The following is a 20,779-nucleotide window of genomic DNA, read 5'->3' on the forward strand; positions in this document are numbered from 1 at the left end:
GTATTACCGCCAGCCCGGTGAGACCATCACGATGGCCTGAGTAAAAGCTTACGTATAGCTGTCTAATGACAAGCGCTTTAATTCATCAAGGGTATAAATGCGAAATACCCGACGGTGGCGTTCTTCCAGCGGGACGTGCTGATGGTTGATGATGACATGTCTGATGCTGTCAAATAGGAGCTCAAGTGCCCGTTTTTTCTGTGGGTCAGGAATGACATAAAAAACATGAATCCACAGTTTGCGGGTACGGGCCAGCAGGTGGCTGGCAATAATCGACTGGTAGCGGGCTCGGGTTTTCAGGCGACGCTCGGTTTCAATGGCGATCACGGTGCTGCCAGGCAAGATGATCAACCCGTCCGGGCGATGTTTTACCTGATACTGGCTGAGAAAGGTGGCCCGGTCGCCGTTAATCCATCCCGACGCGCCTTTCTTCTCCAGAATAAGCCTGGCGGCCTGATTATCAAGATGGTGTTCCAGCGTCCAGCCGGTGATTTTTGATGGTTCAAACCGAGGAGGAAAGATTTTATCATCCGGGGTTAACACCACCGCCAGCCCGTCGCTGGTGATCCCCCATAATGAAATCTTCATTGTTCGTGATTCAAGCACATGCTTCTGGATTAACCCCATTCGCTCTGTTTTTGCCAGTAGCGAATAAAGCGACTTATGATCCCGGAAACCAAATAACAGCATCAGAGTTTTAAAATCACTGTAAGTTTCTTCTTTCAGGAAGTTCAGCAGTTGTTTTATTTTTTCGTTGTTACGCGTCTGGCGCTCGTGAAATGATGAAATCAGCATAAGCGCTCCTTAAAAATCCAGCGGGGACAGGTGTTCTTCATCATCAGGTTTCGGCTTTACCGGTTTGACTTCGCTTTCGTCGAAGAAAAGAGCCGGGTGTGTTGTCATCACATCCGACATGGCGGGTTTATCATCCTCGCAAAAATCCAGCATGATCTTCACGGGGGCTACCGTTGCGGCAATATCAGGGGAAACCGAAAAAGTTTTTAGCTGGCGCTTTCTGACCTTTATCGGCGAGATCAGTGAAGCAGAAGGTAGCGTTTTTGTCGTAAAGATAAAGCTGACAAAATCGGGCAGGTTCAGGATCATATTGCTGTCAATAAAGAAACGTTCGGCCTGGCGGATTGTGCGCTCACTGTCGATGGTCTCCGTGAGCATATTATCTGTTTTAGCCTTACGGAGTTCGTCATCCACCAGAATAGTGCCTGACATTCTCGCTACCCATTCCGCTGTATCCGGGTCCATAACCCGGTAAACCAGTTTGAATTTGGCATTTTCAACGACCGCACCGACAACGGCGTCACCTTTCAAATCTGCCGGGCAGTCTTTTAAATCGGCAATGGACTGGTGGTCCATAATAATATGCACGCCTTTATCACGCGCTGCCCCTAATCCCTCCAGTGCTGACCTGGATAAATGGTATTTCAGTTCGGAAAGATAAACAGCAATGGGGCGGGGGACGTCTATTACTCGATCGCGCTTTTCTGCCAGCTGGTAAAGGCGAACCAGTAGCATGCGCTGGGCGGTAATAATTTTGCTGTTTCGCATGGAGCCGACAACATAACAGCAGCCGCCCTCATCAAATATGTGCTTAAGCGAAAAGCCTTCTGGTGAGTTAATGGCATTGAGTAATGCCAGTTCCTCAATTTTTCCGAAAAAGGCTTTGATCTTTTCGGCAATACTCTGAACGTAATCACCGTTATAAACATCCCGGATTGTTGTCGATGGATTATCGCTGACAAATTGTGCGGCTATACGGGCGGCTTTTCGGTCATCAATGCGATAAAAATCAGATTCCTGCCCTTTTTCTGCCAGGCTGAAACCTGCAACAAACAATTCTTCCAGCTCATCGGGCGTGATATCTTCAATCAGATTTAACTGGTATTGCTGTTTTCGCAGGTCAATTAAGGCAAAAGGCTTGCCTGCATCCTCGCAGGCTTTGCGGTAAAGATGCGGTGCCCATTCATCGTCTTTGGGGTCCATAACAAAAACACCTTCACCGGCCAGAATACTTTGATAAAGTAATATGCCGGCGGCTACCCCTTTACCGGCCCCTGTGGTGCCGATAATATCCGCGTGTTGTTTCTGCCAGTCTTTTAACGGGAGATACATTGGTTCATTTTCCCTGCCCATGCCGGTAAAAATGCCTTTATTCAGGTCGATATAATCCAGCGGGTTATAATGCAGTGTTTCCGGCAGCAGGGACTTTACGGTGCGGACATCGGTGCGCAATTCCCGTTCAAGGGTGGTCTTTTTAACAAGGCGTTTCTTTATTTTGTCCAGTTCCGGTGTGAATATCCGGCGAAGCATAATATGAAAAATAATCCCGGTTACAGTGAAAGCAATCCGTACTGACCACGCCAGTACCGTATTATCACTGGTGGGTCTGATCTTATACAGCCACTGAAAGGATCCGATAACGACCGGAGCCAGTGTGCCGGAGAGAAAACACAGCAGGGAAAAAGCAATAATCAGCTTTTTCCAGAGCGGCGCTTTCTGCCGTTCATCGCTTTTCATTGATGCAAAAAACGGCATCGTCAGCCCCGCTAATAATGCCAGCACCAGTTGTTTCTGTTGCACAAAAGCCAGCACCGCCAGCATCCCGTTCACTATCGGGGACAGTGAAGCGGTAAGCTTATTTAAAATCATCATGCCTCCTTCGTCAGCGATTCGCCCCATGACATCGCCCCATCAATTCGCCCCACGGTGTCGGGCGAAAAGACGGGGCGAGCGTATGGGGTAAAGAAGGTAACCGCTGTGCGGCCATGTACCGGAAAGCATGCTTCCCTGCACGAAACGGCGTGCGCCAGTACATGCGGGCTGGACGCCCTTATTGCCTGTCGCATGGGGGTAATGTCGCGGCTGGACGCCACGCCAAAACCCCCAGGGTCAAAGGCGGCACACCGTCGCACGCTACGCGCGACCAACCCCTTTAAGACGCGCGTTTAGCCTATTTTTTCTTCGCAAGCTCGAAAAAATGGGAACGCTGCTTTAAAGGGGTTGGTCGCGCCTAATCGGCATATTCCCCGCCGGGGCGGGAAATATAGCCTGGCTGCGACGGTGTGCGGGGCAAGCCCCCCACAAAAACCGGCACGTGGGCGTGCCTTTTTGCTCGCTGGGGCGGCAAAATTTTTGCGGCTCCCCCCGGCCCGCTTCAATTCGCTGGGGCGAATGTTCGCGGGTGGACGTGGATCCTGAAAATTAGCAATTTCTCCGAAATTGAATTTTCTGTCCACGTTCCACTTCATTATTTTTCGTCTTAACAATTTCTTCGAAATTGAAGCCAAAAATAATGAAGCCTTAAAATCCCGTCGCCTGTTAGTCTCTGTATTGTACAATACACTTTTGTTTTGTGTGATTACATTTGCTCGCGGTATATTTCAGCCCTGCACTCCCTTTCAGCTTCCAGTGCTTCACTGTAGGACGCATCATCAATTTTCGTACCTTTACTCTCGGCATAGCGTCTTAATCTATTTGCGTCAGCTTCATTAAGTTCTGAAAGATGATCGCGCAAAAGACCGATAAAACAGCTTTCGTATATTTCGTAATACAGCCCACAACCTCTGTGGGCTTCTTTTGATAACGTGTCATATACCATGGCTACAGATATTCTGTCCTGATTTTTTGAGTGTATATTCTTAATGAATAAATCTTCGTTTATCATTTCGAACCTCTCATATCAAAATGGATATGTCAGTTATCCTTTCACTCTGCCAAATTTTGAAAGGATTTTACTTATTGATTCAGGGTCTGCGGCTTTGCACTCCCCTAAAAATTCTTTTCGCATATCGAATGTTTTACCCGGATTGAAACGATGGTGTTTTTTAAATGCGTTGATTTTAAAAAATGCGCGTTCTGCTGAACTGCATTCACTCCCACCACTATTACCTGTAGCTTTTCCGTACATGCAAAGAACAACTTCGCACGGGTCAGCGGCAAAGGAATAAATCGGCGTTCCTGCGGTCAGGCATAATACCGTCGCCGCGATAACGGTTTTTTTCATGATAAATCCTTATTAGATTGTGTTGCTTAAATGGATTAGCGAGAGAAATAAATAGTGGTTTCTCTGCACGTCAGGCAATTAAAGACAGGCTGGTATTCAATAACGCCTTTTGCGCCATTCTGGCGAAGCCAGTTTTTGGCATTAAAGAAATCAGTGCCGGATTGTGCAGTGACGACAATTCGTGTTGAATGGGCGACTGCGTAAAATACTGCTGGAGTCCATATTGTATCGTAGAAACTTTGTGCGCTGATTGATGATGTCCATTTACCGTTAACTGTCGGGGAAGGGACTATAACGTTATTGTCACTCCATTGCGATAAACTGGTATTTAATGGGGCAGCGGCTTTATCCCACTCCACAGGAACGGGAGGCGGCGGCGATGAACATCCGGTAACTATTGCTGCCAACATGATGACTTTAAGTTTCTTTATCATGCTTTCATTTCCTCAAAATACTGGTTTCGATGAATTGGACGGAAATAGATGTCATTCATACGGCGAACATTTCCGTCTAAATCAATGCTCACAATCACGTCCAGGCTATCCAGAACCTTACGTAACATAAATGTATAGGGGAGCTGGGCGCACTGTGGATTTTCATAGCAACGGGTAATAAACCCATATATAGCTTCTTTCGCTGATCCTGCATGAATGGAGGTCATACTCCCTTCATGGCCGGAACCTGTTATTTTAAGGAAGTCCCAGGCTTCCGCACCGCGAACCTCTGTTAATAAAATGCGGTCAGGGTTCATACGGTAATTCCAGCGTAAAAGGCTCGCCGGGGTAACGATAGAACCTTTTTCATCTGATGATTCTGACGGATAAAAAAGATGGACGTAGTTTTTATGGATAAAGAACGTGATTTCCGGGTTGTCCTCAATGGTTGATATCCGAAGATGTACAGGAATATACCCTATCAACATTTTCATATAGGTGGTTTTCCCGGTGCTTGTTTCCCCGGCGACCGCGAGAGTTTTACCGTACTCGACGCATTTCTCCATAAACAGAGGAATATTTTTTGTATTGTACAATGCAATTAATTCCTCGTCGTGCGTCTCCGTTTTTTCCTCGCCTGTTACCCGGTTATAAAATCCCGCATCGATGTATGACTGATGCGGGATTTGTACCTTCGATGGCTTACGGATGGTGATAGACACCGTATCGCGCTCACAGGCCGGGGGAACAATCACCTGGCACCGTTCGCCAGATTCCAGCGTGGCTGACAGCCCCGGCTTAATATCTTCGATATTGTCGCCGTGGTGCTTTGCCAGGCACCGGGCAAAGTTGTAGCAATCCTCATAGGACAAAGGAACGGCGTGCTGCTCCCATACGCCGTTGATTTTGGTATACAGCTCACCTGGACGATTGACGGCGATCTCCGTCAGGCCGGGAAGCTCTAGAAAGTCGCCAAAGAAACGCTGTTTATAGCGGTCGAGGGAAATATTCTTAGCGGTCATTTTTCAACCTCAGTGTATAGATGTTGGAAAAATCAATATCCTCGCCTGTGATTAGGTTGATGATCTCGCCCTGATTCTTATAGAGCGTTGGGGGAATATTGATGCTGTTCTCTAGCGTGGTACGTGCCATATCTGCCATAGCCTGGCGGCTGTTTTCCGTATAGTCCGTATTGCGGTCTTTTTTACCCGCGCTGTTGGATGCCCATGCGCCAATATCGGGGATCATGCCGACCATTAACGCGCCGCCGAACCGTTCCCAGAAGTGCGAATCTATCCAGCCATCAACGCCAGCCTCGCCCAGCTCGCCAGCCGCGCTGGTATCAACCAACGGGATATCGAGATAAGGCGGCTGGCGGGTGCGTAGCTTCGTCGCAATGATGAATGCCCGCCCTTGCCCGTGCTTCATACCTTCTTCCGCTATGGCGCGGTAAAGTAATGATGCGGTGGTGCCTTTCTCTATCAGCTTCGTGTTGCCGCTGGCGCTCCAGATGTCAGTAGTGACCGTGCAGCGAAGTTTCCCCGCCCGGTCAGATACAAAGCGGCGATCCAGTGAGCAGGGGATCGAGGTATTTTCCGGGATGTACAGGTCAGGGTTATAGGGTATGCGGCGCAGTGGTGCGGGGCTTTGTCCCGGCGGCGGTGCGGCGGTATTTGTGGCCGCGCTGCTGTCCTGTTGTCCGGTGGTCGTTGCCGATGTCAGCGTCATTTCCTGCTGCCGGGTTTTTACCGGGTTCTGTGTGGTGGCCGAACCATCACGGCGAATAAGGAAGCTGGCTTTGTTGAGTTCTGGCGGGGCGGCCGGAGCCACCTGCCCTGTTCCCCCCGTGCTGCTCTGGCCGTTATCCTGTTGCTCTGGCTCTTCTTCGGCTGTATCGGTGGACATACCGAGATCGTTACGCTGCCGGTAATCGGTTTTGTTCGTCTGCGGGGCTGTGTCCTGTTTCTTTTCTTCCGTAGGCTGCCACAGGATATTGCGATAAACCCAGTTACCACCCCATGCCAGGAAGATAAGCGTGACCGCGACAATGGCAAGAAAGGCGGTTGCTTTGCCCCGTTTGCGCTTTTTCAGCTTGTTAACGGCGGGTTGTACCGGGTCTTTCTCTTCGTCGTCCTGCGCATTGAGAAGCTCGGCCTCCCTTTTAGCGCGGGCTTCCCGCTCAAGCGTGGCAATATCATCCTCAGCGTGTGCCGGGAATGCCTGCGCTTCATCCGGCACAGGCATTTTGTTTTCGTCGTTCATATGCACGTTTCCTTTTATAAAAATATTTTTATAGGTTAATTGGATTCCGGTTTTTCCACTCTTTCCACCTGCCGGGATACGGTGGAACCATCGGCGGCGTGTACCTTGCCAAATCCGCTATTTTCCAGACCCACAACGGCATTACCGGAACGCAGTACTAGGCGTGGCGTCACCTCCTGAATCACCAGTACGGTGAAATCGCCTTTCTTCTGGATACTGCTGTTAACCACATGCTCTTTGCCGTTCAGCTCTTTGGTGACGGAAGGAATGGACTTAGACGGGGAGAAGCCCACGAACGTAAAGCGGCCATCGTCGTAAGCAAAATCGGGAACAATGTTGAAACTGCCTTTGCCCGGATATTTGGTGTAACTCCAGTTGCGGGGCGTCTGCGCCGAGTTCAGCGCTTTCTGGACGCTGGCCTGTTGCTGTTTCTGCTCCCACTCGCGCTGTCTGGCCGTCGCCTCCCGGCTCGCTTTGTCCCGTTCTTCGCCCGGATAGCGATAGCTCACCTGGAAAGCGGGTTGTTGTGCCGATTTATCATCGATGACGTTCAGCTCGACGTTGTACAGGCGCTTACTGGTGACAACCAGCATATTGGTATGCCAGTCCCGGCTGTTCGGGGGGATCACGACCTGCGTTGTGTTGCCATCTTCTCCGGGCGCTCCCTGCGTGAGCGCGACCGGGCGAACGTTGACCCGGTTTGCATCCGGCGTGGCTTCCCACGCCTCATCAAAGCCAGGTTTGGCGCTTATGACCGCCTCATCGTTATCAAAGACTAGCGTTGTCATAAAGCCGGGTTTGGTGTTAACGACAGTGACGTTCTGCGGGTTATAGATAACCTGCTGCACGCGGGAGTCATAGCGGCTTGCCTGCGGTATGGCCGCAGCCCATGCCGCGCCGCACATCATCAGTGCCAGTGCGGTAAACGTTAACTTTTTCATCATTCACCTCCCCGGATTTCGCGGTCGGTCTGCCAACTGGTGACGGTAAAGCCGAAGTAGTTGATCTCGCGTTCCGCATCGCTCATTTCCTTGTCAGGGTTAGAATGGAACGTGAACCGGGCATCCCAATATTCGTTGCGGGTGCTGTTATCAGCCAGACGGCGGATAATCTTCTTGTAGCGGATGGTGGCGACCCTATCAGGGGCTGTCGCATCGGTGATCTGGTTGGACAAGATCTCCACTTTCACGGTGTGCGCCCCGTTCTTATAAACCTTGTCTGGGGCGTTTTTTCCGGCGTAAAGCGCCAGATAGTCATCGTTTACCTGGGGAGCGTTGTAGACCTGTACCGTCTCGTAGTCGTCCTGCAAAGAGGGATAGACATACCGCTCACGCACTTTGACGTAGTTTGCGGCCATCGCCTTTTGATAGGCTTCTGTTGCGGTCAGGCTGGTTTTCGATGTCCGGGTAACGTGTTCCACCCGTCCTGTGTGGTTATCCAAGGTATACAGCTCAACGTCCGTCTGTTTCAGCGGCAACATCACGACCACGGCGACGAGCGCCAGTACCGCAATCAGCAGACCCATACCGCCAACAACAAAACCGGCTTTTGTGGCGCGTTTATCCCGCTCAATCATTTGCTGCTCAAAAGTGCGGGATTCAGCTATTAATTTCTGTTCACTCATGACTGTTTAACTCCGCCATAATTTGAGGGGTGTTTACGGGTTCTCCCTTACCGCTAAAGGCAGAGGGAGGCGTGTTCTGGGCGCAGCCAGAAAGCGCGCACAGCAAAGCCAGCGCAATCAAGCGTTTCATCAATGATTTCCTCAACTAAATTAGATATATGAAAATATAATTATATTTTCATATGATGATATTTCGGGGGGATGGACGGGAGACGTCTGGCCTAGCTGTTGAACTTCTTAACCGCGGATTCTCTCGACTGTGCCAGCCTCCGCGCTTCGTTCCGGGCTATCATCTGCTCAATCGCGTACTTCCGCGCTTTAGATGCGTTATAGCCTAACTCACCTCCGGGCTTGCCGGGCTTACCTGCATTCGCATCCTTCCAGCCCTGAATGTTGTCCTGGGCGGAACGTTTGGTTTCTTTAACTGCACCCCCGGCTAGCTTCCCGGCACCAAAAGCAGCCGCACCGATACCTACAGCGGCCAGCCCCTGCATGGATACGGTAGCGCTTGCCCCGGCCAGAGCTGCGGCTACCTTAGCGGAAATATACACCAGTATTGCAGCGAAAATACCTGCAAGGCAGACTTGAGCACCAAGTTCAACAATTGTTGAACTGTCTGCTACCTTCGTCGCCTTATTAAGAACGAGATTCAAGTAATTCACTACAATTCTCAATGAGAGAGCGGTAAATAGAATTGTTAATATTCCTGCAAATATATTTTGCAACCAGTTATTGAACATGGGGCGGAGGAAACCATACATAAGGCAGAATATGAAAATAGGTGCAGTTATTCCTAATAGTAGAATCATTACTTCGGCAACCATTGAAACAAAGCCCGCTAGAATCATAAGTGCGAATATTCCAAGCCATACACAAAATTGAGCAGTCATTCCCTCATCTTTTACATATGTAGAATTATCCATGTCATGTAGCGTTTTCCCTAACACTTTAGCCTTATTCCATAGGGTGTCTAATAACTGCCATATATTATCACTACCAGAAAAACCCTCCTTTATTCCGTTTATGGCATCAATAACGCCATCGAGGTAGCCGCCTAAATTAGCCACGAAGGACAGGATGATCGCCATCCTCATGATGTCCCACATCGTGTCTTCCATAGGCGTAGATAGCTTACCAGCCAAAGTCTGGTATCCACGCCACATGATGTAGATGGTAGCTGACGCTGCTGCCAACCCCATCATCATAGAAGAGTACGACATCATCAATCTCTTTGTGGCGTCTGTAATTCCTCCTATCAGGTATTTCTCAACCCCAACAAAAAGACCGCCACTCATATATTACTCCTCTAAATTATTTAAGTCTGGAGTTGGTGCGTTTAGCTGCTTGATTTGATAGTGGGCTTCATTTGCATTCTTGCAATTATCAGAAGCGTCACCACTCTTTTGGCACTTTTCATAAGCTAGTTTTAATTCGTCAGGGTGATCCCTATACCATTTTGTTGTTTTAGCTTCCTCTTTGCATCCAACAATAGAAAAGCACAGGGTGATCGTCGAAATTAAAATAATTTTTTTTGATAACATAAATACCTCATAAATTATTAAGGTCAGCAGTTGGCGCGTTTAACTGCTGCTGATTCCACTGCTTAACACGCTCCGCTTCTAGCGCATTTTCGCGCTTCTCTGCTGCTTTCACGCTCATTTCCCATTGGGTGGTAAGCGTGTTCAGCATGACAGATTTTAGCTGAATACTGTTTGCAAGGTCTTGAGATTCTTTCGAATCTTTGGCTAACGCTACCCTGTTGGAGAGACTGTTTATTTCCCCCAGGGTCTGGCTTACCTGGTTCTGAACCTCGTCGGTTTGCTCAAGCTGGATAGCCTTGTTGATGACCTGCTGCTTGCATACGTTGGCATAACTCCCCGATTGCGCAGTGTTGCAGGTGTCGAAAATTTTATACTTCTCGTACAACGCATCGAACTGCCCGGAGGAACCGCCGGAGAGAAGCAGGTCATTCAGTGCCTGTCCGGGCTTACGCAGCTTTTCAAGGTCAGCTTTCAGGCCTTTGGCCTGGTCAACAAAATCAGCAATATCACGAACGCCAGTGGCCGTCGCCAGTTGGTCTTTATATGCCTGTATTTGTGACTGGTAGTGTCTGGCCGTTTCCATCCAGCGTTTTAACTCCTGCGCCCACTGCACGTCCCGCATAGGGTCAGCATCAACAGCGACGGGAATACCAGCATGAGCCAGTGGGCTTGCAATGACGCAAGCCAGAATAAGAGTACGAAAGCGAGTTTTCATCGTATATCTCCTTTGGGTCAGAGCGCTTTAGCCAGGTAGGTATCGAGCCATTCATGAGGCTGCATTCCTTCCCGGTAAATCGATTCGAATATTTCGAGGTTGGGGGCATCGCCGCTCATGACTTTGGTGTATCTGCCGATACCCGACAGGTCGAGCGTGACACGAGCGGCAAAACGTTTGGTATCGCCGCGCTTGAACTGATTTTTCACCACAACATACTGGCGGGCTTGCGGGTCAAGCCCTTTCACCACGTCGAACACTTCCGGTTCAAACTTCATACCGTCAACATAGTGTGCGCGGTCGGCGTTGGGGTTCGCCGCCAGAATCTGTGTCCCGCACTGCTCAATCACTGCCGGGGCGATATCATCTTTGATGATCTCTGCCGGGGATTGAGTACCGACGACCAGCATCCCGTTCAGCTTACGGATGGTTTTCAGCTTGTTATAAGCAAAGTCCTTAAACACCGGGTCGCGTAACCACTTCCAGAATTCATCCATGAAAATGACCAGGCGTCGCCCGTCAAGCAGGCTGGTAATGCGGTACAGCAGATAAAACGAGATTGGCGCACATACGCTTGCATCGTCCAGGAACTCCGTTCCGTCGATGCCGAAGTTATCGCAGTTGCTGATATCGAACGTGTCAGACTCGTTATCAAACACCCAGCCGAACTCACCGCCCTGCGCCCACTGTGACAACCGAATGCTAAGGCCGTTTTCCTGGGCTTCTTTCGTAGCCGGCTCAGGCAAATTTTCCAGCATTCGGGTAATGCCGTAGACGCGATATTGCGGCTCGTCATTCATCACAGCATTGACCGCATCACTCAGACGGCGTTCATCGCGTGGGGAGATCGTCGAGCCGTTACGGGTACAAAGGATTTTCATCAGTTGCTTGATGAAATTGATATTGCGTTTGGTTGCTGGCAACGAGAACGGGTTCCACCCTGTAGACTCACCACTGATAACCCGATAGTAACGGCCACCCAGCGCCCGGATGTTCATCTCTGCGCCCCGGTCTTTATCGAGGTAAACGGTTGTCAGCCGTTTGGTTTTGGCATCCGGGGAGAAGCTATCCTCGCGCCCGTATTTCTGCTGCATGATCTCAAAGAACGTCATCAACATGGTTTTACCCGAACCGTTCGTACCGAGGATGCAGGTACTGGCCGGGTTCTTCTCGTTGAATTCGTCCTTATCTGCCAGTGTGTTATGCAGGTTGATATAGTAGCCATCGCCTGACGGGGTGCGCAGTAAAGCCATCGCATCCCCCCAGGGGGCTTTATCGCGCTTGCCCGGATAGAAATTATGGAGCGCGGCCAGCTCCACAAAGTTCTGGCTACTCAGCTCCCCTTTACGTGGCCTCAGGTTGTAGTTGCCTGGCAGTTGCGCCATATACGCCGCTGAAAGCGATATTTCTGCCGGAACAGGCGTTATCCCTATGTTGTTCAGCGCGTTACTGATTTCATTCGTATCAGCAACCAGGCTTTCCAGCGACGGGGAATACACCATGATGGAAAAATGGTGCTTGCCGTAAGCGATTTTCCCCGATGTCAGCAGGTCAAGCGCCACATCCAGATCCAGCCGCTGGGAAACAGCATCGTCGTCGGCACTCATCAAAAGGCGGCGGGTACGCTTAATGGCTTTCTTCGCTTCCTCGCGTGACATGCATGTATAGGACTGCGTGATCACGTAATCGCAGGGGGCGTAAAGAAGGGAGTCCATCATCCCCGTGGCGGTCTCTTCGGCGAACTCTTTAACCTCCAGCCCCCGGAAATATTGCGTACCGTTGGCGTGGTTTATCTGCCCGGATTCAGCCGAAAAGAACAACGCCGCCGCCCCCATCACGTCATAGGCCGGGGTACGGGTGACGCGCACTTTTCGCCACTGGTGCGTTAGCAGATATTCATAGAAAGCCAGTTGCGACGAAAACACCGCGTTTCCTTCGGTAAACGTACCGAGAGGTCGCGCACCATAGCGCGACAGCGCGGTATCGAGCGTGCTTTTTATTTCCAGCATTTCCAGCAAAGCACCGTCCAGCTCCTTTAGTTTCTGGCTGTCTTTCATCCGTTTGCGTTCTGCTTTTTCAAGGCTGACAAACGGGCGATAGCAGACCGTCAGGAACAGGCGGTTGCGCCGGAACAGACCGACAGAAGCGTAGTAAAGACGGCTAACTTCATCGGCATACGGGTTGCCGGAATCTTTATGAAGATTGTCGGTAAACGTATTGCGGTCGTTATGGATATAGAAAGTAACTGGCATACCTTCGAATGAGCGGATTAGCCCGTGTAACTGGTTCGTCCCGAACTGGAGCGACTCGTCAGACTCGCAGTCGAACGGCGTTCCCATCAATTCCCAGGTGCAGTACAGATCGCTCTTAGGGGAACGAACCACATGCTGATGAATGTGCGATGAGTACGGGATGTACTTCTTGATGGTGGCACACTGATTTAGTTTCATGGCGTCGAGAAACTCCTTGATATCAACATCATCATGCTCAACGGGCATAAATGTTGTTGCGCCAAATAAACGGTTTGCTACCGGCTTTCCCTTCGCTCTCAGCCATACGGCAATCAGATTGAACCGCATCGGTTCATTTCTGGTAAGGGACTTCATCACCAGAAATTGCACAGGAAGTAAGAACAGGAGAGCGACGGAAGTCCAGATAGCAACGATGATGGTTACACCCGTGACAGCCAGCAGGGGCACCATTGGCACCCCCCACAGCGCCGCCGGGCGTTTCATTGCCTTGAGCAGCTTTGCCATATGTTCAGCCTCTTAGCTCATCAGCAGAGCGCCGATTTCACTGCCTCCGCCAATTAAAATGCCGCCAATGATGATGTAGCCGCACTGCGACAGGCTCTCGCCTTTCCACAGGGTCTTATAGCCAATCCAGATCACGGCCACGGTGATCGTGATTGCCGCCAGACCATGCAGCCCGGTTGACACTTTTTGCATGACAGTATTTGCCCGCTGAAATCCGTCGGCCAGTGCCGGGGTTGCAGAAAAAGTCGTCAGCGTACAGGCCGAAACGGGGGGGACCACAGCTTTTAGCTTGCGGAAAAGTATCATTATTCCTCCTCCTCACGGGGTGACAGGGAGAAACTCCGGCGCACTGACGGCGCGGAGAAAGGTGCGATGAAGATTTTTTCTTGGCGGAGTTTCGCAGGGACGCCACGGACGACGACTCCGGGCCAGAACACGTGGTGACGGGATGAGTCACTGGCAGGGGCGGTTTTCAGGGGAACGGCAACTGATGATTTGTCCTCACGGGTTCCGGGGACCGCATAGCGGGATGATCCCGGCGGATAACCGATTCGCTGGATATAGCTCGTTCCGGAAAACGCCGTTTCAGGTTGTTGCCCGGTACTGAAATTGCCGGAATAATAACAACTCAGCGCCCTTTTCAGCGTGCCGCCGCGCCGGTAGCAGTCTCTGAGAATGTGTTCGAAGACGGACAGATTGGTACAGGGATCAAGTAGCTCTGTGGCGGACACACCATAATGGCGGAAATTGGTGCTGGTGATTTGCATCAGCCCGACAGAGTAACGGCGATCCTGTGCTGACAGGCGACGGAGAATATGCTCTGCATCTCCCCGGCTGGCTGGCAGGTGAGAAATAATGTGTTGATCGCCGAAAGAGGGGCCGGCCTTCGGGACAATCTCAGCGATGGCATAAGGGTTAAAACCGGATTCCACCCGTGCCACGTCGAATGCCGTGGACGGATGAATGCTGGCGGCGCACTGCATGGCTATCGCCAGAAAGGCTGTGGTGGAAAGCATGGTGACCTCAGTAAACAAGTGACATGCAGGGTCTGCTGATACTGCATGCCGTGGGAACAGAATTAAGGGTGGTTACGACACGGTTTCGATGGGGCCCGTATTCTGTGGTGGATTATTTTCCTCCCGGGGCTCAAGCAGGACCAGTTTGCCGGAAACGGCAATACCGGGCGTCAGGACAATATTCAGACCGGATTTACCGTGGTGGGGAAAGGCGACTCCGACCTTTGTCCACCAGGTATTTTTCTCACCCTGAGAGTCCGGATGACTTTCCTGGGCAACATACGCGTAATAAACAGGCTTTCTCATAGTGTCCTCGTTTAATTAAAATTGTTGAAGATGATTTCTTCGATCACATTCCGATCCTGCATTCCGGTTTTAACGGGTCAGCGAGAACATTCAGCGGCACCCTGAATTATGGTTGTGTGACAGCCCGCTCCATATTGTTAAAGAGCATGGTCAGGATGCAGGAGGGGTAATGAAATTTTAACGGGAAAATAAATACCGGAAGGAATGATAAAAAAGTATGTGAAATTAACGTATTACTGGCACGGTGTGTGTGTGCATGAATGATGACGGGCGGGCTGATAATAATATTTGTTGATTATTATCAGGTTAAATTAAACATCCGGAGGAAGACTTTCTTTATATTTCAGATGGGGTTGTATGCTGTCTCTGTGGCTGAATTTGGTAACGACAATAATGTGTAAGGCGTGAAAGACAGGAATACAGTAGTCCCTTTTGTTGTAAGGGACGGTCTTTAATCTGGTTAAACGTTTCCTGGCCACTTAGGCCGATACTTACCGGGCCGGGTGGTGAAATTCGTTTTCATGCCGCAGTGGTATCCGTCTGTACCTGTTGCATAAAAAACACAGAGTTATCTGACATATTTCCAGGCATTACCGGGAACCTTATCAAAGTACTGGTTCATTACAATCTCTGCGCGGCGATAATCTGCTGCGGCATAAAGCATTTCAAGCTCATTCCCTGTGAGCTTTTCTTCCATATGCCCGACAACCTTTTCCAGCAGGCTGCCGTCATTTATTTACCGCAGTTTTCTGACGAATTCCATCTTGTTTGCCGGTTTGTTCATGTCTGACCTCTGGTGTACTGACTGTAAAAAAGGATTGCCACAGCAGGAGATGTGAGCAGGTTATTCATCCATGACATGGAGGCACGGGAACCTGAAAACAAGCCGGCTGGTGCATATTAAAATGTGCGGAGCTATTCTCCTCCGCACATACAGATTTAACGTCTGCGTTTCTCCAGTATCGACTGACAGTCAGTACAGGTTGTTACACCCGGCAGCGTCTGACGGCGTTTTTCCGGAATAGCCTTGCCGCATAATCGACAGTGCTGCAGGGAAGGTGTCGGTGTGGGTCTTAACCGGCTTTGTTCAATCAGTGCTTCTAGGCACCGTTCATTAAACGCCTGATCGCGATCGATTTCATCTGGCACGTTGTATTCTCCTTACCGTGTTCTTTCTTTCGCAATGCGTGATGCAGTTCCAGACAACGGTCAGCGAGGGGGCAGTACACGATGAAAGGTTTTCTGTAACCAGCATCATGGCGTCCAGCGCCTCCGGGGAATCAATGTTTTCGACCCGATATTTTTGCCACTGATGCCAGATTGCAGCATCGGTTTCTTCATCCGGAATGGGTGTTCTCCCGTTTGGAACGGAGACACCGAGTAACCGGCGGCGTGCACAGGTTTCTCTGGAGCCAACCCCGAAATAACGGTTCATCAGTGCGATTGAGCCCCCCAGCCTGACAGCTCTGTTCAGTTGTTCCTGACGCCTGTTTTCCTCGTGGGATGATGCCAGTAATTTTTGCAGGACATCATGGCGGATAGTAATATCGACAAGCGGTAAAGGTGCCTGACTGAGGGTGATAAGATCGTTTATTGATAAGCAACCGAGCAAATTCATTTCATCGTAAGTGAATCCCATAGTTTCGCAGTGATGAATATTTCCTTCCCGTAGCGCCTGAAGAGCAACGGTTAATATAATATGATTCAGGGATGGAAGCATGAAATTGACTCCTTAACTGAATAAGTACTCAGTAATTCAGCTGAATATTCAGTGAATGGTATAGTGTCATATAGCACAATACCGGGCAGGTCTGAAATATACATGCAGGTGCTTTTTTTTATACCTGCAGGATCGAAGTTTATGAGTGCCGGGATATTAATGTTCATCATCTTCTCCTCATTGCGTCTTTATCGGTCAGATAACTTTTTGTTGATCCACTCGTCAATCTCAGACTCGAGCCAGGCAACACTAGCAGGGCCTATTTTTATTGAACGGGGAAATGCACCCTCTTTCATATAAAGGTATATCTGTGAACGCTTCAGCCCTGTTTTTTGCTCAACCTGTCTGAGGCGTAGTAACTGATAAGATGTCATATATCCTCCTGTGACTGAAATAAACGGTGGCCGGAGAATAAAAAAACACAGTGGAAGCCTGAGAGAAAGCTGGTGAGCCCTAAATAAGGGATGCAAAACCCTTATTTAGGGTTGTCGGCCATTACAAATGGGGATGGTATTAGCCGGATAAGGATGTCGAAGATGGCGAACCACGCTTCAGCGCATTTTTCAGTGTTTCAGCGTCCAGTTTTTCCCCGATGCCATCGCCTGATGCCCATTGTTCAAAAATAGAAAGGAGCTTATAGGGATGATTCAGCAGTGGGCTGATAATATCATTGTGCTTGCAGGCCAGCCAAAACAGGCGTGATAACGGTGTTGTCATACGGGAAGGTGAAATGGGATGACTCTCCCTTTTTTTGTATAAATTAATTAGTCTTTCGACTTCGGTGTGGCGAATAACAAAACAGGCATCAGGCGGTAATGTATAAAGAGGAAAACACCCATTGTGATTATATTTTATGGTCGTCACTTCTGTTAGTTTTTTTATGACATCTAATGCTGTGTTTTTAGGTAGTCTGGAAATTTGTTTTTCTACGCGTTCTTTCCAACTCATCGTTTCGAAAATTTGAAAAAGCTCCTCTGAAAATCTTACTATAATACCATGGTTAGTTTTTCTTGCCCCCACAATTGGGGAGGGGAATTTAAGTTCACGTGCCAGTATGCGCTGAATCAAAACATATTCATAGCCTATCAGGGGGGTATCTATAATTTGTTGCACAGGACAAACATATCTGGCTTCTGTACAGAGTCTTAAATTTTGACCATAAATAAAACCGTCCCTGTCAAGCATGCATAGTTTATCAAGTAGGTCTCCCTCAAACTGCCTGAATTTTATTTTTCCATTAAAAGTTTGTATCTTCTTAAGTATCACAGGAGACTGGAAATAGACCGATAGTAGGATGTTGCCACTCAAGGCATGACGATAAATATCGCTAGGAGTAATTTTTTGTTTTATGGCTTTGGTAGTGATCTCAACTGCTTCCGTTATAGTGACCCATGTTGACATATAATGAGTTATAAGCAATGGCTGATATTTTTTTGACATAATATTATCTCCTTCTACACAACAATTCGTTCCGTTAAGGAAAAAGATTGGTGTCACAAGTATTTATTTATGATTAATCAGAGGGTTTGTGACAGAGAAAAGGATGTATATTTCTGAGTAAACATGTACAGGCCTATGGGGTGACTATTTAATGAGTAAATGCCGAATGATTTTCGGGGTGATGATTATAACTTGAGGAAAAATCCCAGCGTGGTTTGAGTAGTGTACCTGAGTGATATTTGTGTTATGTATGCATTGATTGCAGAAGAATAAATATAGTTCAGGCTAGTATAGTTTGTGGTAGCTATGAGAATATATAATCTATTTTACCTATAAAATAATTTATATGTATGGGGTGGTTTTTTTTGTGGCGAATTGGTTTTACTGAACCCTAACTTTTGATTTTTAAGTTTGCACTTATTGATATGTTAATATGATAAATGCTTTATATCAGTTTTACTCTACAGAATTTCAAAAAATATATGTGTTAATGACTGTTTTTGCCGATGAAATCTTTGAGTTTTCGAAATTGTTTTGAGTTGAGGGTGTGTAATTGTAAAGGTTTTATTAATTCGGGTTGTTTTTTTAGGTTGTTTGTCTGTGCTTTTATATTCTGGAGATGTGCCTTGTATATAGGATTGTTTGTTGGTTGTGTTTTTAATGTTGCACTGTTGTGAATTTTTATTTTGATATGATTATTTCTTTAGTATAAGGAGAGAAAGGAACGAGAAAGTTAAATCTATTTGTCCTAATCGCAATTTCATTGTTTAAATAATCACTATGGATTAATATTTTTTGCGACTCTGCTGAGTTACTGGTTTTAACTAGTGGTGTAAAAGGGATACCTTTTCGGTATCCCTTTTACAATAATCAGAAGAAATCAATTCGCGTATTGATACCGACGGTGCGACCCATATTGACCTGCGCGACGGCGCTGCTGCCGTTCATGTAGCCATAGGTACGGTAACGACGGTCGAACAGGTTATCGACATAGACGGAAATGTTCATCCGTTCAGTCGCCTGCCAGCCCAGGCTGCTGTCCAGGGTGGCATAGGTGCCTTGCCGCAACTGGTTGTCGCCATCGAAATAATGCGGCCCGACCAGATTAACCGCCAGTCGGGGCATCAGTGCGCCATAGCGCGTATCAATCACGCCGTTCACGCTGCTTCCCGCGCCATAACGTGGTACGAACGGCACCCGGTTACCGTGATACAACTCACTGTCATTGGTGAATTCGGAACGGATCACGTTGCCATTGATATCCCATGACCAGCCTGGCGCAAACCGCCACTTCGCTTCAAGCTCAACGCCGGTGGCGTCGGCTTTACCCGCATTGCTTAATGTCTGCATCCCGACCGGGCCAGAGTAAAGCTGCATGTCTTTGGTGTGGGTATAAAACGTCGCGGCTTGCAGCGTGACGTCAGCGGTTTCGTAGCGGGTGCCAAGTTCATAGTTGATGGATTTCTCGGCGACGAACGGTTTGGCATCAAGACCCGCAGTAGGCACGATGTTGTACCCGGAAGGTTTATATCCCTGGGCTACACGGGTATACACTCTCCAGTCATCGGTCAGCATATAGCCTGCGGATAGCTGCCCGAGCACCTGATCGTCATTGCTCTTACCCTGGTCGCCAAACGGGTTGCCGAGCATGCTGCCGTGATATTGTGTACTGGATTTATCATGCGAGAAGCGCACGCCGCCGCCGATATCAAAACGATCGGTTAAATGCCAGGTCAGGTCACTGTATGCGGCCAGCGTTTCAGCGGTGGTATAGCCGGTACTGCTTAAATAAGGCATTGTCGGCATGTCGTAGGCTGAATTTAACTTCTCGCGGGTGTTCTGCCGGTACAGCCCAAACACCATATCAACGGTACGCGCATCGCCCAGGGTTGCGGCGCGCAGCTCCTGCACATCCTGATTCCAGCGCTGAGGCATATTGACGATTAACGAACCGGAAGGGAAGGTGCGCGAATAATGCTGCTGCTGCCAGGCGCTGATCAGGTTGAAAACCCAGTCATCGGTGGTGTATTTCCCACTCAGGGTCTGGCTGTCAGTGCAGCGCCGCATGTACGGGTCTGGTGAACCATCGCTGATCGACAGCTTACGGCCCTTAATATCATTCCATCCCACATAGGCGTCCTGGGTGGCGCGGGTACATTCGCGTGAGGCGGCAAAGCCCATTTCCCAGGGCTGATCGTCCGGCGCCAGACGCAGTTTCACATTCCCTATGCTGGCGCGGGTGCCGCCTAAGTCATCGCTTCCCGTCGCGGGGTTAATCATGTCGCCGTCATCAACCTGGCGTAACAGGGTGACGCTGCCGTACAGCAGGCCATCCTGAATGGGGCCGCTCAGGTTGAACTTACTTCGATAACTGTCGCGGCTACTGACGCCGCCTTCAATATAGCCGCGCGGCGTGCTGTCCGGCTGCTGGGTGACGATGTTGATGATCCCGCCCTGAGCGCTTTTGCCATATAACGTTCCCTGTGGGCCTCGCAGCAACTCCACGCTTTGCACATCGGTAAGCGCCTGGATGGTGTTGGTGGAAAGCTGAGGGACGCCATCGACATACAGGGTGACGGCGGGGTTATAGAAGTCCTGCGCTGAAGAGACGCCGCGTAGCGAGATCGTCGAAAAAAGCATGTTGCCGCTATTTTCAATATTGAGCCCGGGCAAGACTCTGGGGAGTTTGTCGCTGGCGGTGACGCCGGCGTCGCTTAATTCCGGCGCGCTGACAACAGTAGACGAGACGTTGTTGGCTGATGCCGAGCGGGAAGATTGTTTACTGGCGGTAACCACCAGCGTGCTTTCGTCTTGCTGTGAAGTCTGGGCATTAGCAATGGCGGGGAGCAATAATCCCCCCAAGGCCAGAGGATAAAGCCGTGTCATTTTCATTGTTGTGAGTCCCTGTAAGACGGCGAAACGCAAAAAATACCGACAATGGTGAATT

23 protein-coding genes are annotated in these 20,779 nt (G+C 49.3%); all 23 read right to left on the reverse strand.

Annotation, left to right across the window (positions count from 1 at the left end):
• Positions 1–48: 48 nt before the first annotated feature.
• The 23 genes from mobC to fyuA all read right to left on the reverse strand — a co-directional run bounded on the left by mobC (position 49) and on the right by fyuA (position 20,724).
• Complete coding sequence (mobC, locus tag HMPREF9538_RS20345; protein WP_000909111.1) at positions 49–795, reverse strand: MobC family replication-relaxation protein; 747 nt, start codon at positions 793–795, stop codon at positions 49–51.
• Positions 796–804: 9 nt separating this feature from the next.
• Positions 805–2,664, reverse strand: coding sequence for a type IV secretory system conjugative DNA transfer family protein (locus HMPREF9538_RS20340; RefSeq protein WP_000602686.1), 1,860 nt, complete (start codon positions 2,662–2,664; stop codon positions 805–807).
• A gap of 709 nt (positions 2,665–3,373) precedes the next feature.
• Positions 3,374–3,679, reverse strand: coding sequence for a hypothetical protein (locus HMPREF9538_RS20335; RefSeq protein WP_000606542.1), 306 nt, complete (start codon positions 3,677–3,679; stop codon positions 3,374–3,376).
• Between the two features lie 33 nt (positions 3,680–3,712).
• Positions 3,713–4,018, reverse strand: a complete 306-nt coding sequence (locus tag HMPREF9538_RS29450; protein WP_000754360.1) for a hypothetical protein — start codon at positions 4,016–4,018, stop codon at positions 3,713–3,715.
• Positions 4,019–4,053: 35 nt separating this feature from the next.
• On the reverse strand, positions 4,054–4,452 hold the full coding sequence (locus HMPREF9538_RS29455) for a cag pathogenicity island Cag12 family protein (RefSeq protein WP_000592250.1): 399 nt from the start codon (positions 4,450–4,452) through the stop codon (positions 4,054–4,056).
• A complete protein-coding gene (gene virB11 / locus HMPREF9538_RS20330; protein ID WP_009484405.1) occupies positions 4,449–5,474 on the reverse strand; it encodes a P-type DNA transfer ATPase VirB11 in 1,026 nt (341 codons plus the stop codon). The genes HMPREF9538_RS29455 and virB11 overlap by 4 nt, the downstream gene beginning before the upstream one ends.
• A complete protein-coding gene (gene virB10 / locus HMPREF9538_RS20325) occupies positions 5,464–6,714 on the reverse strand; it encodes a VirB10/TraB/TrbI family type IV secretion system protein (RefSeq protein ID WP_000997453.1) in 1,251 nt (416 codons plus the stop codon). The genes virB11 and virB10 overlap by 11 nt, the downstream gene beginning before the upstream one ends.
• A gap of 35 nt (positions 6,715–6,749) precedes the next feature.
• A complete protein-coding gene (virB9, locus tag HMPREF9538_RS20320; RefSeq protein WP_000976328.1) occupies positions 6,750–7,658 on the reverse strand; it encodes a P-type conjugative transfer protein VirB9 in 909 nt (302 codons plus the stop codon).
• Positions 7,655–8,338 (reverse strand): type IV secretion system protein, encoded by a 684-nt coding sequence (locus HMPREF9538_RS20315; protein WP_000003229.1) that lies wholly within the window; start codon positions 8,336–8,338, stop codon positions 7,655–7,657. The genes virB9 and HMPREF9538_RS20315 overlap by 4 nt, the downstream gene beginning before the upstream one ends.
• A gap of 221 nt (positions 8,339–8,559) precedes the next feature.
• Positions 8,560–9,633, reverse strand: coding sequence for a type IV secretion system protein (locus tag HMPREF9538_RS20305; protein ID WP_000014010.1), 1,074 nt, complete (start codon positions 9,631–9,633; stop codon positions 8,560–8,562).
• A 3-nt stretch (positions 9,634–9,636) separates the two neighbouring features.
• Positions 9,637–9,879: an EexN family lipoprotein gene (locus HMPREF9538_RS29460; RefSeq protein ID WP_000949384.1), complete on the reverse strand. Its 243-nt coding sequence runs from the start codon at positions 9,877–9,879 to the stop codon at positions 9,637–9,639.
• Positions 9,880–9,886: 7 nt separating this feature from the next.
• Positions 9,887–10,594 carry a type IV secretion system protein gene (locus tag HMPREF9538_RS20300; protein WP_000857358.1) on the reverse strand — a complete coding sequence of 236 codons (708 nt, stop codon included), beginning with the start codon at positions 10,592–10,594 and terminating at the stop codon, positions 9,887–9,889.
• Positions 10,595–10,611: 17 nt separating this feature from the next.
• Complete coding sequence (locus tag HMPREF9538_RS20295) at positions 10,612–13,350, reverse strand: VirB3 family type IV secretion system protein (protein WP_001096397.1); 2,739 nt, start codon at positions 13,348–13,350, stop codon at positions 10,612–10,614.
• 12 nt (positions 13,351–13,362) lie between these two features.
• Positions 13,363–13,656, reverse strand: coding sequence for a TrbC/VirB2 family protein (locus tag HMPREF9538_RS20290; protein ID WP_000600171.1), 294 nt, complete (start codon positions 13,654–13,656; stop codon positions 13,363–13,365).
• Positions 13,656–14,366 carry a lytic transglycosylase domain-containing protein gene (locus tag HMPREF9538_RS20285; RefSeq protein WP_001513331.1) on the reverse strand — a complete coding sequence of 237 codons (711 nt, stop codon included), beginning with the start codon at positions 14,364–14,366 and terminating at the stop codon, positions 13,656–13,658. Before HMPREF9538_RS20285 ends, HMPREF9538_RS20290 begins: the two co-directional genes overlap by 1 nt.
• Positions 14,367–14,438: 72 nt before the next feature.
• Entirely contained in the window at positions 14,439–14,672 is a 234-nt protein-coding gene (locus HMPREF9538_RS0127150; RefSeq protein ID WP_001231171.1) for a hypothetical protein, read from the reverse strand.
• Between the two features lie 568 nt (positions 14,673–15,240).
• Positions 15,241–15,408 carry an Hha/YmoA family nucleoid-associated regulatory protein gene (locus HMPREF9538_RS31000; protein WP_072185601.1) on the reverse strand — a complete coding sequence of 56 codons (168 nt, stop codon included), beginning with the start codon at positions 15,406–15,408 and terminating at the stop codon, positions 15,241–15,243.
• Positions 15,409–15,611: 203 nt separating this feature from the next.
• Positions 15,612–15,821: a TraR/DksA family transcriptional regulator gene (locus HMPREF9538_RS29470; protein WP_001112404.1), complete on the reverse strand. Its 210-nt coding sequence runs from the start codon at positions 15,819–15,821 to the stop codon at positions 15,612–15,614.
• Positions 15,811–16,392 (reverse strand): DUF2857 domain-containing protein, encoded by a 582-nt coding sequence (locus tag HMPREF9538_RS20270; RefSeq protein ID WP_000937856.1) that lies wholly within the window; start codon positions 16,390–16,392, stop codon positions 15,811–15,813. The genes HMPREF9538_RS29470 and HMPREF9538_RS20270 overlap by 11 nt, the downstream gene beginning before the upstream one ends.
• Complete coding sequence (locus tag HMPREF9538_RS29475) at positions 16,377–16,559, reverse strand: hypothetical protein (protein WP_001513329.1); 183 nt, start codon at positions 16,557–16,559, stop codon at positions 16,377–16,379. The genes HMPREF9538_RS20270 and HMPREF9538_RS29475 overlap by 16 nt, the downstream gene beginning before the upstream one ends.
• Before the next feature lie 21 nt (positions 16,560–16,580).
• Positions 16,581–16,766: an AlpA family transcriptional regulator gene (locus HMPREF9538_RS0127155; RefSeq protein ID WP_000205185.1), complete on the reverse strand. Its 186-nt coding sequence runs from the start codon at positions 16,764–16,766 to the stop codon at positions 16,581–16,583.
• Between the two features lie 139 nt (positions 16,767–16,905).
• On the reverse strand, positions 16,906–17,832 hold the full coding sequence (locus HMPREF9538_RS32130) for a hypothetical protein (protein WP_000039781.1): 927 nt from the start codon (positions 17,830–17,832) through the stop codon (positions 16,906–16,908).
• Positions 17,833–18,702: 870 nt separating this feature from the next.
• Positions 18,703–20,724: a siderophore yersiniabactin receptor FyuA gene (gene fyuA, locus HMPREF9538_RS20260; protein ID WP_000784549.1), complete on the reverse strand. Its 2,022-nt coding sequence runs from the start codon at positions 20,722–20,724 to the stop codon at positions 18,703–18,705.
• Positions 20,725–20,779 lie beyond the last annotated feature (55 nt).

It is taken from the genome of Klebsiella sp. MS 92-3 (genome assembly GCF_000195655.1).
Classification (GTDB): domain Bacteria; phylum Pseudomonadota; class Gammaproteobacteria; order Enterobacterales; family Enterobacteriaceae; genus Klebsiella; species Klebsiella pneumoniae.

Bases quoted from the DNA above. Each gene is read 5' to 3' on its own strand.
- HMPREF9538_RS32130 (WP_000039781.1), bottom strand. From the start codon at position 17,832: ATGTCAAAAAAATATCAGCCATTGCTTATAACTCATTATATGTCAACA.
- HMPREF9538_RS20315 (WP_000003229.1), bottom strand. From the start codon at position 8,338: ATGAGTGAACAGAAATTAATAGCTGAATCCCGCACTTTTGAGCAGCAA.
- HMPREF9538_RS20290 (WP_000600171.1), bottom strand. From the start codon at position 13,656: ATGATACTTTTCCGCAAGCTAAAAGCTGTGGTCCCCCCCGTTTCGGCC.
- HMPREF9538_RS20285 (WP_001513331.1), bottom strand. From the start codon at position 14,366: ATGCTTTCCACCACAGCCTTTCTGGCGATAGCCATGCAGTGCGCCGCC.
- HMPREF9538_RS20305 (WP_000014010.1), bottom strand. From the start codon at position 9,633: ATGAGTGGCGGTCTTTTTGTTGGGGTTGAGAAATACCTGATAGGAGGA.
- virB9 (WP_000976328.1), bottom strand. From the start codon at position 7,658: ATGATGAAAAAGTTAACGTTTACCGCACTGGCACTGATGATGTGCGGC.
- virB10 (WP_000997453.1), bottom strand. From the start codon at position 6,714: ATGAACGACGAAAACAAAATGCCTGTGCCGGATGAAGCGCAGGCATTC.
- HMPREF9538_RS29450 (WP_000754360.1), bottom strand. From the start codon at position 4,018: ATGAAAAAAACCGTTATCGCGGCGACGGTATTATGCCTGACCGCAGGA.
- HMPREF9538_RS29460 (WP_000949384.1), bottom strand. From the start codon at position 9,879: ATGTTATCAAAAAAAATTATTTTAATTTCGACGATCACCCTGTGCTTT.
- virB11 (WP_009484405.1), bottom strand. From the start codon at position 5,474: ATGACCGCTAAGAATATTTCCCTCGACCGCTATAAACAGCGTTTCTTT.
- HMPREF9538_RS20335 (WP_000606542.1), bottom strand. From the start codon at position 3,679: ATGATAAACGAAGATTTATTCATTAAGAATATACACTCAAAAAATCAG.
- HMPREF9538_RS29455 (WP_000592250.1), bottom strand. From the start codon at position 4,452: ATGATAAAGAAACTTAAAGTCATCATGTTGGCAGCAATAGTTACCGGA.
- fyuA (WP_000784549.1), bottom strand. From the start codon at position 20,724: ATGAAAATGACACGGCTTTATCCTCTGGCCTTGGGGGGATTATTGCTC.
- HMPREF9538_RS20340 (WP_000602686.1), bottom strand. From the start codon at position 2,664: ATGATTTTAAATAAGCTTACCGCTTCACTGTCCCCGATAGTGAACGGG.
- HMPREF9538_RS20300 (WP_000857358.1), bottom strand. From the start codon at position 10,594: ATGAAAACTCGCTTTCGTACTCTTATTCTGGCTTGCGTCATTGCAAGC.
- HMPREF9538_RS0127150 (WP_001231171.1), bottom strand. From the start codon at position 14,672: ATGAGAAAGCCTGTTTATTACGCGTATGTTGCCCAGGAAAGTCATCCG.
- HMPREF9538_RS0127155 (WP_000205185.1), bottom strand. From the start codon at position 16,766: ATGACATCTTATCAGTTACTACGCCTCAGACAGGTTGAGCAAAAAACA.
- mobC (WP_000909111.1), bottom strand. From the start codon at position 795: ATGCTGATTTCATCATTTCACGAGCGCCAGACGCGTAACAACGAAAAA.
- HMPREF9538_RS20295 (WP_001096397.1), bottom strand. From the start codon at position 13,350: ATGGCAAAGCTGCTCAAGGCAATGAAACGCCCGGCGGCGCTGTGGGGG.
- HMPREF9538_RS29475 (WP_001513329.1), bottom strand. From the start codon at position 16,559: ATGAACATTAATATCCCGGCACTCATAAACTTCGATCCTGCAGGTATA.
- HMPREF9538_RS20270 (WP_000937856.1), bottom strand. From the start codon at position 16,392: ATGCTTCCATCCCTGAATCATATTATATTAACCGTTGCTCTTCAGGCG.